Annotated in this window: 12 protein-coding genes; 8 read left to right on the top strand and 4 right to left on the bottom strand. The window is 60.6% G+C overall.

Features of this window, described 5'->3' with window-relative positions; all coding sequences use genetic code 11:
* Nucleotides 1-32: 32 nt before the first annotated feature.
* Nucleotides 33-1496, top strand: coding sequence for a betaine-aldehyde dehydrogenase (betB, locus tag JNB85_RS15235; protein WP_220335173.1), 1464 nt, complete (start codon nt 33-35; stop codon nt 1494-1496).
* 87 nt (nt 1497-1583) lie between these two features.
* Nucleotides 1584-3236: a choline dehydrogenase gene (gene betA / locus JNB85_RS15240; RefSeq protein ID WP_220335174.1), complete on the top strand. Its 1653-nt coding sequence runs from the start codon at nt 1584-1586 to the stop codon at nt 3234-3236.
* On the opposite strand, the gene JNB85_RS15245 is transcribed toward betA, so the two are convergent.
* The 3 genes from JNB85_RS15245 to JNB85_RS15255 all read right to left on the bottom strand — a co-directional run bounded on the left by JNB85_RS15245 (nt 3237) and on the right by JNB85_RS15255 (nt 4764).
* Complete coding sequence (locus JNB85_RS15245; protein WP_220335176.1) at nt 3237-3536, bottom strand: type II toxin-antitoxin system RelE/ParE family toxin; 300 nt, start codon at nt 3534-3536, stop codon at nt 3237-3239.
* Entirely contained in the window at nt 3533-3814 is a 282-nt protein-coding gene (locus tag JNB85_RS15250; RefSeq protein ID WP_220335177.1) for a YlcI/YnfO family protein, read from the bottom strand. The genes JNB85_RS15245 and JNB85_RS15250 overlap by 4 nt, the downstream gene beginning before the upstream one ends.
* Before the next feature lie 503 nt (nt 3815-4317).
* Nucleotides 4318-4764, bottom strand: a complete 447-nt coding sequence (locus JNB85_RS15255; protein WP_220335178.1) for an RrF2 family transcriptional regulator — start codon at nt 4762-4764, stop codon at nt 4318-4320.
* 418 nt (nt 4765-5182) lie between these two features.
* Between JNB85_RS15255 and JNB85_RS15260 the strand changes: the two genes are divergently transcribed.
* From JNB85_RS15260 to JNB85_RS15275, 4 genes are all read left to right on the top strand, one after another.
* Complete coding sequence (locus JNB85_RS15260) at nt 5183-5926, top strand: phosphoadenylyl-sulfate reductase (RefSeq protein ID WP_220335179.1); 744 nt, start codon at nt 5183-5185, stop codon at nt 5924-5926.
* 16 nt (nt 5927-5942) lie between these two features.
* Nucleotides 5943-6896, top strand: a complete 954-nt coding sequence (gene cysD / locus JNB85_RS15265; RefSeq protein WP_220335180.1) for a sulfate adenylyltransferase subunit CysD — start codon at nt 5943-5945, stop codon at nt 6894-6896.
* 1 nt (nt 6897) lies between these two features.
* Entirely contained in the window at nt 6898-8382 is a 1485-nt protein-coding gene (gene cysN / locus JNB85_RS15270) for a sulfate adenylyltransferase subunit CysN (RefSeq protein WP_220335182.1), read from the top strand.
* 445 nt (nt 8383-8827) lie between these two features.
* Entirely contained in the window at nt 8828-10330 is a 1503-nt protein-coding gene (locus JNB85_RS15275) for a DegQ family serine endoprotease (RefSeq protein ID WP_220335183.1), read from the top strand.
* A 51-nt stretch (nt 10331-10381) separates the two neighbouring features.
* On the opposite strand, the gene pdxR is transcribed toward JNB85_RS15275, so the two are convergent.
* Nucleotides 10382-11788 carry a MocR-like pyridoxine biosynthesis transcription factor PdxR gene (gene pdxR, locus JNB85_RS15280; protein ID WP_220335184.1) on the bottom strand — a complete coding sequence of 469 codons (1407 nt, stop codon included), beginning with the start codon at nt 11786-11788 and terminating at the stop codon, nt 10382-10384.
* A gap of 106 nt (nt 11789-11894) precedes the next feature.
* On the opposite strand from pdxR, the gene JNB85_RS15285 reads away from it, so the two are divergent.
* On the top strand, nt 11895-12560 hold the full coding sequence (locus JNB85_RS15285) for a GNAT family N-acetyltransferase (RefSeq protein WP_220335186.1): 666 nt from the start codon (nt 11895-11897) through the stop codon (nt 12558-12560).
* A gap of 139 nt (nt 12561-12699) precedes the next feature.
* A complete protein-coding gene (gene yghU, locus JNB85_RS15290) occupies nt 12700-13578 on the top strand; it encodes a glutathione-dependent disulfide-bond oxidoreductase (RefSeq protein WP_220335187.1) in 879 nt (292 codons plus the stop codon).
* Nucleotides 13579-13796: the final 218 nt, after the last annotated feature.

A 13796-nucleotide genomic window follows, 5' to 3' on the forward strand; every position in this document is an offset into this window, starting at 1 on the left:
AACACCGTGACAACCAGCCAGGGACCAGCGACATGAAAGCCCAGCCGAAAGCATCGCACTTCATCGACGGGGAATATGTCGAGGATGAAGGCGGCACCCTCATCGAAAGCATCTATCCGGCAACCGGCGAAGTGATCGCCCGGCTCCATGCCGCAACGCCTGCTATCATCGAAAAGGCGATCACGGCTGCCAAACGCGCGCAGCCGGAATGGGCGGCCATGAGCCCGATGGCACGCGGGCGCATCCTCAAGCGCGCGGCCGAGATCATGCGCGAGCGCAACCGCGAGCTTTCGGAGTTGGAAACGCTCGATACCGGCAAGCCGATACAGGAAACGATCGTTGCCGACCCGACGTCGGGAGCTGACGCCTTCGAATTCTTCGGCGGCATCGCACCGGCGGGACTGAACGGCTCGCATATCCCGCTCGGCCAGGATTTTGCCTATACGAAACGCGTCCCGCTCGGCGTCTGCGTCGGCATCGGTGCCTGGAACTATCCGCAGCAGATCGCCTGCTGGAAAGGCGCGCCGGCGCTGGTGGCCGGCAACGCGATGGTCTTCAAGCCCTCGGAGACTACGCCGCTCGGCGCGCTGAAGATTGCCGAGATCCTGTACGAGGCCGGCCTGCCGAAGGGCCTCTACAACGTCATCCAGGGCGACAGGGATACCGGGCCGCTGCTCGTCAATCACCCCGATGTCGCCAAGGTGTCGCTGACCGGCTCGGTCCCGACCGGGCGCAAGGTGGCCGCGGCGGCTGCAGGCCAGCTCAAGCACGTGACGATGGAGCTCGGGGGCAAGTCACCGTTAATCGTCTTCGACGATGCCGATCTCGACAGCGCCGTCGGCGGCGCCATGCTCGGCAATTTCTATTCCACGGGCCAGGTCTGCTCCAACGGCACGCGGGTCTTCGTGCAGAAGAAGATCAAGGGCGAATTCTTGAAACGGCTAAAGACGCGCACCGAAGCGATCCTCATCGGTGACCCCCTGGACGAAGCCAGCCAGCTCGGCCCGATGGTGTCTTGGGCGCAGCGCGAAAAGGTGTTGTCCTATATCGAAAAGGGCAAGGCCGAGGGCGCAACTCTGGTGACCGGCGGCGGCATTCCCAATCACGTAACCGGCGAAGGCTATTATGTGCAGCCGACCGTCTTTGCCGATGTGACTGATGGCATGACGATCGCCCGCGAAGAAATCTTCGGCCCGGTCATGTGTGTGCTCGATTTCGACGACGAAGCCGAGGTGATCAAGCGCGCCAACACGACGGAGTTCGGCCTCTCCGGCGGCGTCTTCACCGCCGACCTGACACGCGCTCACCGTGTCGTCGATCAGCTCGAGGCCGGTACGCTCTGGATCAACACATACAATCTTTGCCCGGTCGAAATCCCGTTCGGAGGATCGAAGCAATCAGGCTTCGGGCGCGAGAATTCGCTGGCAGCACTTGAGCATTATAGCGAGCTGAAGACGGTTTACGTCGGCATGGGCCCGGTCGCCTCGCCTTACTAATAAAGTCCCCTCCCCAACCCCTCACCACAAGGGGTGCGAGAGGAAATCCAGATCATCCGTTGCACACGACAATCCAAAGGGAACAGCATGCAACAGGCAGATTTCGTCATCGTCGGCTCCGGCTCGGCAGGTTCGGCGCTGGCCTACCGGCTTTCGGAAGACGGCAAGAACACGGTCATCGTCATCGAGGCGGGAGGCTCGGATTTCGGGCCGTTCATCCAGATGCCGGCGGCCCTTGCCTGGCCGATGAGCATGAAGCGCTATAATTGGGGGTATCTGTCGGAGCCTGAGCCCAATCTCAACAATAGGCGCATCACCGCGCCGCGCGGCAAGGTGATCGGCGGCTCCTCCTCCATCAATGGCATGGTCTATGTGCGTGGCCATGCCGAAGATTACAACCGATGGGAAGAGCTCGGCGCGAATGGCTGGGCCTATGCGGACGTGCTGCCCTATTTCAAGCGCATGGAGCATTCGCACGGCGGAGAAGAAGGCTGGCGTGGCACGGACGGGCCGCTGCATGTGCAGCGCGGCGTGATGAAGAACCCGCTGTTCCACGCTTTCATCGATGCCGGAAAGCAAGCCGGCTTCGAGACGACCGAGGATTATAACGGGTCGAAGCAGGAGGGCTTCGGGCTGATGGAACAGACCATCCATCGCGGCCGGCGCTGGTCGGCGGCGAGCGCATATCTGAAGCCGGCGCTGAAGCGGCCGAACGTTGAGCTCGTTAAGGGCTTTGCGCGCAGGATCATCATCGAAAACGGCCGCGCGGCCGGCGTGGAAATCGAGCGCGGCGGCGCAACCGAGATCGTCAAGGCCAATCGCGAGGTGATCGTCTCGGCCTCCGCCTTCAACTCTCCGAAGCTTTTGATGCTGTCAGGCATCGGGCCAGGTGGCCATCTGCAGGACATGGGCATCGAGGTAAAGGTCGACCGGCCGGGCGTCGGCGCCAATCTGCAGGACCATATGGAATTCTATTTCCAGCAGATATCGACAAAGCCGGTGTCGCTCTATTCCTGGCTGCCATGGTTCTGGCAGGGGGTGGCCGGCGCGCAATGGCTGCTTTCCAAGGGCGGGCTCGGCGCTTCCAACCAGTTCGAAGCCTGCGCCTTCCTGCGTTCGGCACCCGGCCTGAAACAACCAGATATCCAATATCATTTCCTGCCAGTCGCCATCAGCTATGACGGCAAGGCTGCGGCCAATACGCACGGCTTCCAGGTGCATGTCGGCTACAATCTCTCCAAGTCACGGGGCAATGTCACACTACGCTCAGCCGACCCGAAGGCAGATCCGGTGCTGCGCTTCAACTATATGAGCCATGCCGAAGATTGGGAGAAGTTCCGCCACTGCGTGCGCCTCACCCGCGAGATCTTCGGCCAGAAGGCCTTCGACCATTATCGCGGCCCGGAAATCCAGCCGGGCGAGAAGGTCCAGACCGACAATCAGATCGACGCCTTCCTGCGCGAGCATCTGGAGAGCGCCTATCACCCCTGCGGCACCTGCCGGATGGGCGCGAAAGACGATCCGATGGCAGTTGTCGATCCCGATACAAGGGTGATCGGCGTCGATGGCCTGCGTGTTGCCGACAGCTCGATATTCCCCCATGTGACCTACGGCAATCTCAACGGCCCATCGATCATGACGGGCGAGAAGGCCGCAGACCATATTCTCGGCAAGCAACTGTTGGCGCGCTCCAATCAGGAACCATGGAGCAATCCTCGCGCGGCGGTGAGCGACCGGTAGTCAGTGATAGTCTTCTTCGCGCTGATGACGGATGGCGAGCACGATGACGGTCGCTTCATCGGTCACTTTGAAAAGAATGACATATCCGACTGAGCCGAACGGGACGACAAGTTCACGTAGCAACGGATCATCCGCAGATGCGCGTCGCGCCATCAGCGGAAAGTCCTGCAGTATCATCAGAGCTTTTTGAATGCCGCTGATGGCACGTTCCGCCAGAGTCGGATCGTGTTCGATAAGAAACTCTGAAAGCCGCTCCAAATCCTCATAGAAGGTTCGAGTATACTTCAGCTCGAAGGTCATTTCTGTTGAGCGGCCTTGCGCGCTTTCGCCTTTTCAAGCTTCTTGCGTATCAGCTCCATGACGTCGGCATTCGTGTGATAGACACCCGTGCGTTCCGCTTCCGCCAAGCCGGCCAGCCCTCGTGCAATGAATTCCGCCTGGGTCTTTCTGTAATCGATCTGGCGGCGAAGAGAGTCCTCGATCAGCGACGACAAGGACTCGCCTTCTTTCAAAACGCTTTCGGCGGCGGCGCGCAATTCAGGATCGACGCGAAGGGATGGGAGCGATGCCGTTTTCATGATCTGCCTCATGCGTTGCAATTGCGATGCAAGATAGCGTGCGGTTGAGTTTTAAACAACTCCTCTCTGTCGAGCGCGTCTTGACCGAAGCGAATAAAAACTGGACAGCATGTAACAAATGGCCACCTCATCTCGTCCAGCCTTCTCGAACCGGCGAGTGAAGGCGATGGCATGGCTATGGCCAAGCTGGACGAAAGAGAGGCTGAGCGATGACGGCGGCAGAGGGAGAAGCGCCATGGCCGCCTTCAATCCGCTGCGCCCGCGCTTGACGCGAGTTGCCTATCGTATGCTGGGTCGGTAGCAGAGGCCGAAGATATCGTTCAGGAGGCATTCGCGAGCCGACGGCTTTTTGGACAGGATCGGCCAACGGGTGCTGCAATTCATGCGTGGGCGCGGCTGAGCAATCGCATCAGAGAATTTTCCCCCTACCCGAATGCGCAGTCAGGTGGAAATGAAAAGAGCGCTCACCGATTCCTAGAGATCGGTGAGTCGGAGGAAACGGATCAGGCGAGAAGGCGCGTGACTTCAGCACCCCGCTTGGTGCCGACGGCATCGGCAATCGTCGTGGAGAACAACACCTTGCGGGTGGCGTCCGCTACCTTGGCGAAAACGTGACGAATCTGGCAGGTCTGCTCGCCGTCGCAATCATCGCACTTGCGATAGGCAGTGATCGACAGGCAGGGCAGCGGCGCGATCGGGCCATCGATGACGCGCAGGATCTCGCCAAAGGTGATGCTGTGGGCCGGCTTCAGCAGCAGGTAGCCGCCCTGCTTGCCGCGACGGCTGACGACTATGCCATGATGTTTGAGGTCGAGCAGTATCTGTTCCAGAAATTTCTTCGGGATCTTCTGCTGCACGGCAATGTCGGAAATCATAACGGGTTCGTCGGCCGTAGCTTCCGCCAGAACCGTCAGCGCCCGCAGCGCATATTTCGCCTTTTGCGTAATCATCTCGGACCGTCGACACACACAGAGCGGTGTCGAATCCGACATCGCCAAAAAAGCTAATTGCCTCTATTGCACGGCCAGCATGAACGGAATTTGAACGCGCTGGAAAAGCCTTGAGAGACAAGTATTTTGGCCTTGTTTTTTACCCTCAGCCAACAGCTGGTAATCTATGTCAAAACAGGGCAATTTTCATCATCCGTGCCATCAATTCAGATTTCCAATTGACAGGCACCGTGTAACTCTACTATTTTTATAGACATTAAGTTCGAGGTGCGGTTTCTGCGCCTGCGGCTGCTTTTCTGCATTGCGGCGGGATGGGAGAGATATTTGCTCCGCTAAGCAGTCCTTTCGAAATCCCTTTTTCTGTCCGATCCATCCTTGAGCTGCGATACTCCGGCAAATATTAAGGACAGGATCCCCCATGACTGTTATCAATCCGATCGAAGAAGCCGAGGCTTTGGCTGACAAGCTTTCGGGTCTCGACCTCGCGGGCCGGCTTTCGTTCGTCGCCGGCCTTGGCGGGCGCGTGGTCTTCACCACCTCGCTCGGCATCGAGGACCAGGTCATCACAGCCGAGATCGGCACGCATCGCCTGCCGATCGACGTCGTCACGCTGCAGACAGGCCGGCTTTTCAAGGAAACGCTTGATCTGATCAGTGAGACCGAGAGCCAATACGACATTCACATCACCCGCTACGAACCGGAGCAGGCCGACATCGACGCCTATGCGGCGAAATACGGCATGAACGGTTTCTATGAGAGCGTCGAAGCCAGGCATGCCTGTTGTGGCGTGCGCAAGCTGAAGCCGCTTGCGCGAGCGCTGGCAGGCGCCACCATCTGGATCACCGGCCTGCGCCGCGGCCAGTCGGCCAACCGCGCCGAGACGCCGTTCGCCGAATATGATGCCGAGCGGCACCTGCTGAAGGTCAATCCGCTCGCCGACTGGGACATCGACAAGATCAAGGCCTTCGTCGCCGACAATGGTGTGCCAATCAATCCGCTGCATGCCCGCGGCTATCCCTCGATCGGCTGCGAGCCCTGCACCCGAGCGATCAAGCCCGGCGAGCCTGAGCGTGCCGGCCGCTGGTGGTGGGAACAGGATGAGAAGCGCGAATGCGGCCTGCATGTCGCCGAAGAGGCGGCAGCGATCGCCGTGCAGCAATAAAAGTCTGGAGTACGAAATGCCCGATACCCGTCAGGATACGCAACTGACCAATCCGCAGAGCGCCAAGCCGCCGCTCGACCCGCATCTGAAGGCGCTGGAAAACGAAGCGATTCACATCTTCCGCGAAGTTGCTGCCGAATTCGAGCGTCCGGTGATGCTCTATTCGATCGGCAAGGATTCCTCCGTGCTGCTGCACTTGGCCCGCAAGGCCTTCTATCCCGGCCGCGTGCCCTTCCCGCTGCTGCATGTGAATACCGGCTGGAAGTTCGCGGAGATGATCACCTTTCGCGACGAGATCGTGAAGAAGTACGATCTCGATCTGATCGAGTACATCAATCCGCGCGGTGCGGCTGAAAATATTACGCCGTTCACGTATGGATCGGCCCGCTATACCGACATCATGAAGACAGAAGCGCTGCGCAATGCGCTGGATGCCGGCCAGTACGACGCAGCCTTCGGCGGCGCTCGGCGCGACGAGGAAGCCTCCCGCGCCAAGGAACGCATCTATTCGTTCCGCACGCCCGACCATCGCTGGGATCCGCGCAATCAGCGCCCCGAACTGTGGAACGTCTATAACGGCCAGATCCGCAAGGGCGAAAGCGTTCGCGTCTTTCCGCTGTCCAACTGGACCGAGGTGGATATCTGGCGCTACATCCAGGCCGAGGAAATCCCGATCGTGCCGCTCTATTTCGCGGCCAAGCGCCCCTATGTAGAGCGCGACGGCATGATGATTGCGGCCTCCGATCCGCGCCTCGAGCTGCTGCCTGGCGAAACGAGGCAGGAAGATTTCATCCGCTTCCGCACGCTCGGCTGCTTCCCGCTGACCGGCGCGATCCGCTCGACCGCCACCACCCTTGAAGACATCATCGCGGAGCTGGAGATCGCCACGGTTTCCGAGCGCCAGGGCCGCGCCATCGACCGTGACCAGTCCGGCTCCATGGAAAAGAAGAAGCGTGAAGGATATTTCTGAGATGACTGCAGTAGTTCCCGCAAACGCCGTCGCTGTGCCCGCCGCCGAGCCCCTGAAGGCCGTGCGCGACTCGCGTCCGTTGCGCCTCATCACCTGCGGCAGCGTCGATGACGGCAAGTCCACCCTGATCGGCCGCCTGCTCTGGGACACCAAGGCAGTGAAGGAAGACCAGGCGGCGACGCTTCGCCGCGATTCCACCGGCAAGCAGAACGATCTCGGCCTGCCCGATTTCGCGCTGCTGCTCGACGGCCTGCAAGCAGAGCGCGAACAGGGCATCACCATCGATGTCGCCTATCGCTATTTCTCGACCGACAAGCGCTCCTTCATCGTCGCCGACACGCCCGGCCACGAGCAGTACACGCGCAACATGGCGACCGGCGCCTCCACTGCCGATCTCGCCGTGCTGCTGGTCGATGCCCGCGCCGGCATTCTCGAGCAGACGCGCCGTCATGCGACGATCGCCTCGCTGCTCGGCATCAAGCAGTTCGTACTCGCCGTCAACAAGATCGACTTGACGAACTACGACCGTGCCGGCTTCGACAAGATCACCCACGAGTTCAAGGAATTTGCGCTCTCGCTCGGCGTCAAGCAGATCACCGCGATCCCGATGTCGGCGCTAAAGGGTGAAAACGTCGTCTATTCCGGGCAGGCAGCCATGCCCTGGTATAATGGTCCGACGCTGGTCGAGACGCTGGAGCACGCAACCGTCCGTTCCGGTCAATCGACGGGCTTCCGCCTCTCCGTACAGCGCGTCTCGCGCCCGGGCGAAAGCTTCCGAGGCTATCAGGGCACGGTTGCCGGCGGCTCGGTGAAGCCTGGCGACAGCGTCATGATCCTGCCCTCGGGCATGGTCGCCAATGTCAGCAAGATCGTGACCTTCGACCTGGTGCGCAATGCGGCCGTTGCGGGTGATGCGATCACGCTCGTCCTCGATCGCCAGGTAGATGTGGCGCGCGGCGACATGATCGTGTCGATCGACAGCCAGCCGCAGACCGGTCTTTCGTTCGATGCACAGGTGGTTGCTCTGCAGCCTGAAGGCATCGAGGCCGGCAAGCGCTACTGGCTGAAAAGCGGCTCTCGCCGCCAGCGTGTTCAGGTCGAGCCTGTCAGCCAGCTGGATCTGAAGAGCGGTTCATGGAATTCCGCCCAGCGGCTCTACATGAATGCCATCGGCAAGGTGCGCCTGGTTTTCGACGAAGCCGCGATCTTCGATCCCTATGAACAGAACCGCATGACCGGCTCCTTCATCCTGATCGACCCTGAAACCAACAACACGATCGCCGGCGGCATGGTGACCAGCAAGCGTGCCGATGTCAGCGGTCTCCATGGCAATGATGCCCGCGTCATTCTTTCGCTTCCGGCCGATCTCGCAGAGCAGATCATGGCGAGCGAGCTTTTCGCCAACCGCCGTCATGAGGCGGAAGTGCGCCGCATGACAGCATCGGAAGCGGCCGAACTTTGGTCGAGCGCGGCAAGCGATATCTAAGGAAAAGGGGCCGACCGGCCCCTTTTTCATTGCTTTGGCTTTGCGCGCGTCGAACCACGTTCGATAATTGAAAGGCCGGAAGCGATCCGGTTCGGCTAAACGCGAAATCGAAAAATTCAACATATTTGACCATTCCGGCACCCGCGTGCATCAAACAGGCGGCGCGGGGAGAATAGCGCCGCGCTTAGTCAACCAAGATTAAATTATAGTAATACCTTACAATGCTGTAATATAAACATGATCAATGTTTAATTTGCAAACCCTGCGGAAACTGGTCATATAGATATCCAGCGCCAATTCCTGCTGTTCGCAGTATTCACCAAAGAATATACGGACGATCCAAGTAATAATGACATGAATTGGCAGCGATACTCTTCGACGCCAAGGTCCATGGCATGGAACCAAGACGCCATCTAATGCCAACGCTCTCGCACGGGACTCCATCATGTCAAACATTCTTCGCAAGCACAGGGCCGCAGCACTTGTCGGAGCGGCCATCGTTCTCGGCGCGGCCTCCCTGCCCTTCGCCATCTCCTCGTCTTCGAAAGCTCTTGCTGCGCCGGCTGAGACCGGCGGCATTCTCGCCTCCAGCGGCTCATTTGCTTCCGTCGTCGATGCCGACAAGCCGGCAGTGGTGACAATCACCACCACGATGAAGGCAACCAACGCCAGCGCCGACAATTCGCCGATGGACGAGCAGTTCCGCCAGTTTTTCGAACAGCAGGGCATTCCTTTGCCGCACCAGGCACCGCAGCAGCACGGTTCGCAGCATGCCATGGCGCTCGGGTCCGGCTTCCTCATCAGCCCTGACGGCGTAATCGTCACCAACAACCACGTCATCGACAATGCGATCGACATTAAGGTCACGCTCGACGACGGCACCGAGCTGCCGGCAAAGCTGCTTGGGGCGGATGCCAAGTCCGACCTTGCGGTTCTGAAGATCCAGGCTCCGCATCCGCTTGCGACTATCGCCTGGGGCGATTCCGATAAGCTGAAGCTCGGCGACCAGATCCTTGCCATCGGCAATCCGTTCGGCATCGGCACGACGGTGACGGCCGGCATCGTCTCGGCCCGCGGCCGTGACCTGCACAGCGGCCCCTATGACGACTTCATCCAGATCGACGCGCCGATCAATCATGGCAATTCCGGCGGCCCGCTGGTCGACCGCGATGGCAATGTCGTCGGCATCAATACTGCCATCTACTCGCCGAACGGCGGCAGCGTCGGCGTCGGCTTCGCCATTCCCTCGGATGAAGCCAAGGCGATCGTTGCCAAGCTGCAGAAGGATGGCTCGATTGATCACGGCTATCTCGGCGTGCAGATCCAGCCGGTCACCAAGGACGTCGCCGATGCCGTCGGTCTCCCCAAGGCTGAAGGCGCGCTGGTAGCCGCCGTCTCTACCGGCGCACCTGCAGCCCATGCCGGGGTAAAGACCGGCGATATCGTCACCGCGGTCGGCAGTGAAAACGTCAAAACGCCGAAAGACTTGTCGCGCCTCGTTGCCGACCTGTCGCCGGGTGCCAAGGAAACGCTGACTGTCTGGCGTGACGGCAAGGCGGTCGATCTCAATGTCACCGTCGGCGGCAATGAAGACACGCAGAAGCAGGCCGCCGTCGAAAGCAGCGACGACCTGGGCCAGGCTGCCAGTCAGCCGAGCCTCGGCATCGGCCTAGCCGACCTGACGCCTCATATCCGCCAGCAGCTCAACCTGCCCCACAGCGTTGTCGGCGCCCTCGTTGCCAACGTCAATCCGGACAAGTCGGCCGCAGCGGCCGGTATCCAGCCCGGCGACGTGATCGTCTCGGTGAACGACAAGCCGGTGCATGACGCCCGTGACGTCAAAACCGCCGTAACCGATGCCGGCAAGTCCGGCCGGAAGTCGGTGCTGCTCCTGATCGAACGGGGCGGCAACAAAACCTTCGTGGCCGTGCCCTTCGCCGCCGCTTGAAGGGCGCCCACGTGAGCGCTGCGCCCGGACCATGTCCGGGCGCAAGTGTTTCTAACCTAACACCAGCCTGATATCGCTCGCCAGTTTTTCAACGGCGGTCGCTTCCGCCTGCGAGATGCCGAAGAGAATGCCGGGAGCGGATCTGCCGATAAAGAAACCGGACATCGGCATCAGGCCGTATCCCGATGCATTCATCCTCGCGACGACCGCCCGGTCGTCCGCGGTTTCGTCTCGAAACCAGACCGCAAGCTGCAGCCCGCCATTGCCGCCGGAAATGGCGAGTCTTCCGTCAAAACGACTCTCCAGCATTCCGATCGTGCGGGCCATGCGTTCTGCATATTGCTGGTTCATGCGCCTCAAGTAAGCGCGCAGGCGGCCCTCGTTGATGAAATCGGCAAGAGCGGCCTGGATATGGGTGGAGACGGCAACGCCGCGCCGATGCAGCGCCTCAGAGGCTTCCGCCACCAGCCAGCGCGGCACGACGGCATAGGCGACACGCAGGCCAGGCGCCAGCACCTTGGAGAAGGTGCCGACATAGGCGACCACCTCCGCCCTGTCGATGCCCTGCAAGGCGGCGATCGGCCGCGAACCATACTGAAAATCGCTGTCGTAATCGTCCTCGACGACAAGGCTTTGGTGACTGCGCGCCGCCTCCAGCAGCGCCAGCCGGCGCGGCAGGCTGAGCGTAGCGCCAGTTGGATATTGATGGGATGGCGTCACATAAATCAGCGCCGGCTGCGCGCCGTCCACCCTGGAAACATCGATACCCTGATCGTCGCAGGGGACCGGCACGACCTCGGCGCCTGCATCGCCGAGCAGCAAGCGCGCGGCGGGATAGCCGGGGTCTTCCATCCATGCCGTCTTGCGGCCGCTCCTTCTCAGCATGGTCCTTGCCAGCATGTCGATCGCCGCGCGCGTGGAGGGCATGATCATGACCTGCTCCGGCTCGGCGATCACCCCGCGCGTTGCGGAAACATGCTCAAGGATAGCTTCGCGCAGCTCGCGGATGCCGGTCGGGCTCTCATAGCCGAGATGATTGCCGCGCAGCGAGCGGCTGCGTGCGGCAAGGTGACGGCTCCAGGCGGCATGCGGGAAATCCGATACATCTGGCACACCGGGCCGGAAGAGACCGCGATAGGAAGGCAGGTCGGGCCTCTTTTCCTCAACGTGCGCGCCGTTATCCCGCTGCCGTTCCGGTCGCATTCGTTCAAGTGTTGAAACCCGCGTCGCGGCACCCGCAGAAGCTTCGATATAACCTTCGGACTTCAGCCGGTCATAGGCTTCCACGGCCGTGGAGCGCGCGACACCGAGCGAGGCCGCCAAGGCGCGTGTCGACGGCAGCCTGTGACCAGCCGGAAGCTGGCCAAGCAGGATGCGCTCGCGCAGGCTTCGATAGATCTGGCCGGTTAGATCGCCACCGTTTCGATCGAGGCTCAACCACGCGGGTGCTGATGTCATGCGTCAACTGGTCTGCTGAAAAGATCAGAATTGGACTTTTACTCCAGTCCATTTGCAAGGCAAGAGCAGTCGGAGTTCAATGCATAAGTTCAATGGAATGACGGATATGACAAAGGATCTTGCAGACTGGAAGGGCGTTGCCCGCCCCGCCCGCGCCCCGATCGAAGGCCGCTACGTCCGCCTGGAACCGCTGGACGCCGCAAAACACGGCGCCGATCTGCTCCGCTCGGCACAGCAGCCGGGGGCGGAGGACCGTTTCCGCTATCTCTTCGAAAGCGCGCCAGCCGACATGGCAGCCTTCACGCCCTGGCTGGAAAAGTCCGTCGCAAGCGAAGATCCGCTGTTCTTTGCCGTCATCGACAAGGCAACGGGACGCGCCGAGGGCCGGCAGGGGCTGATGCGCATCGATACCGCCAATGGCGTCATCGAGATCGGCAACATCCTTTGGGGACCTGATATCGCACGCACGCGGGTTGCGACCGAAGCGCTCTATCTCTGCGCAGCTTACGTCTTCGACACGCTCGGCTACCGGCGCTTCGAATGGAAGTGCAACAACCTCAACGAACCCTCCAAGCGCGCAGCACAGCGCTTCGGCTTCGCCTTCGAGGGCGTTTTCCGCCAGCATATGGTGCAGAAGGGGCGCAATCGGGACACCGCCTGGTTTGCCATGATCGACAGCGACTGGCCGAAGCTGAAGGCCGGATATGAGGCATGGCTTTCGCCCGAGAACTTCGATGCCGAGGGACAGCAGAAGAGCAAGCTCAGCTTCTAATGCGGCTGGCGGCGGCAACAAAAAAGCCGCCGCCCCGATGACAATAACTTCACTGCTACCAATATGTTCATGCGTCCCAATTGAGGTTAAGGATTGGGGCCTTCATTCAAAGCACGAAGTTATTCTGTCAGGAGCTCACATGACCGGTTCGTCCGAGTATACGCCCCCAAAGATCTGGACCTGGGACAAGGAAAACGGCGGCCAATTCGCCAACATCAACCGCCCGATTGCAGGGCCGACCCACGAGAAAGAACTGCCGGTCGGCCGCCATCCGCTGCAGCTTTATTCGCTGGGAACACCGAATGGCGTGAAAATCACCATCATGCTTGAAGAGCTGCTGGCACTTGGCCACAGCGGCGCGGAATACGATGCCTGGCTGATCAAGATCGGAGATGGCGACCAATTCGGCAGCGGCTTCGTCAAAGTCAATCCGAACTCCAAGATCCCGGCCCTGATGGACCGCAGCGGCGAGAAGCCGGTGCGCATTTTCGAATCCGGCGCGATCCTCACCTATCTCGCCGAAAAATTCGGCGCCTTCCTGCCAACGGATCCGGCCAAGCGCGCCGAATGTTTCTCCTGGCTGTTCTGGCAGGTGGGCAGCGCGCCTTATCTCGGCGGCGGCTTCGGCCATTTCTATGCCTATGCGCCGACGAAGATCGAATATGCGATCAACCGCTTTGCCATGGAAACCAAGCGCCAGCTCGACGTGCTCGACCGGCGCCTGGCCGAAAGCGAATATATCGCCGGCGACGAGCTCACCATAGCCGACATAGCGATCTGGCCCTGGTATGGCGGCCTTGTGAAAGGCTGGATGTACGGTGATTCCGCCGAATTCCTGCAGGTGCAGGAATACAAGCATGTAAACCGCTGGGCCAACATGATCGGCGACCGCCCGGCCGTCAAGCGCGGCCGCATGGTCAACCGTGTCAGCGGCGAGCCCTCCAGCCAGCTTCGTGAACGCCATGACGCCAGCGACTTCGACACGAAGACGCAGGACAAGCTGCAGGCAGCCGAGTGACGACACCGGAAGGCGGGCGCGTCGTTACGACGGCGTGCTCTCCTTGCCAAAAAACGGCGCAAGGCCGAAATCGCAAATTTTCCCACTAAAAATTACGGGTTTTTAAGCGAGCTGTACCGAATCCGGCAAAAGTGCCCTCGCCTCATCCTTTCAGTCTTGCTGAAATGCAAAAGCTCTCCTGCCACCTTTCGGAGAGCTTTCCCCATCTACCCCGCCGA

The organism is Rhizobium mesosinicum (assembly GCF_019511345.1).
GTDB classification, from domain to species: domain Bacteria; phylum Pseudomonadota; class Alphaproteobacteria; order Rhizobiales; family Rhizobiaceae; genus Rhizobium; species Rhizobium mesosinicum.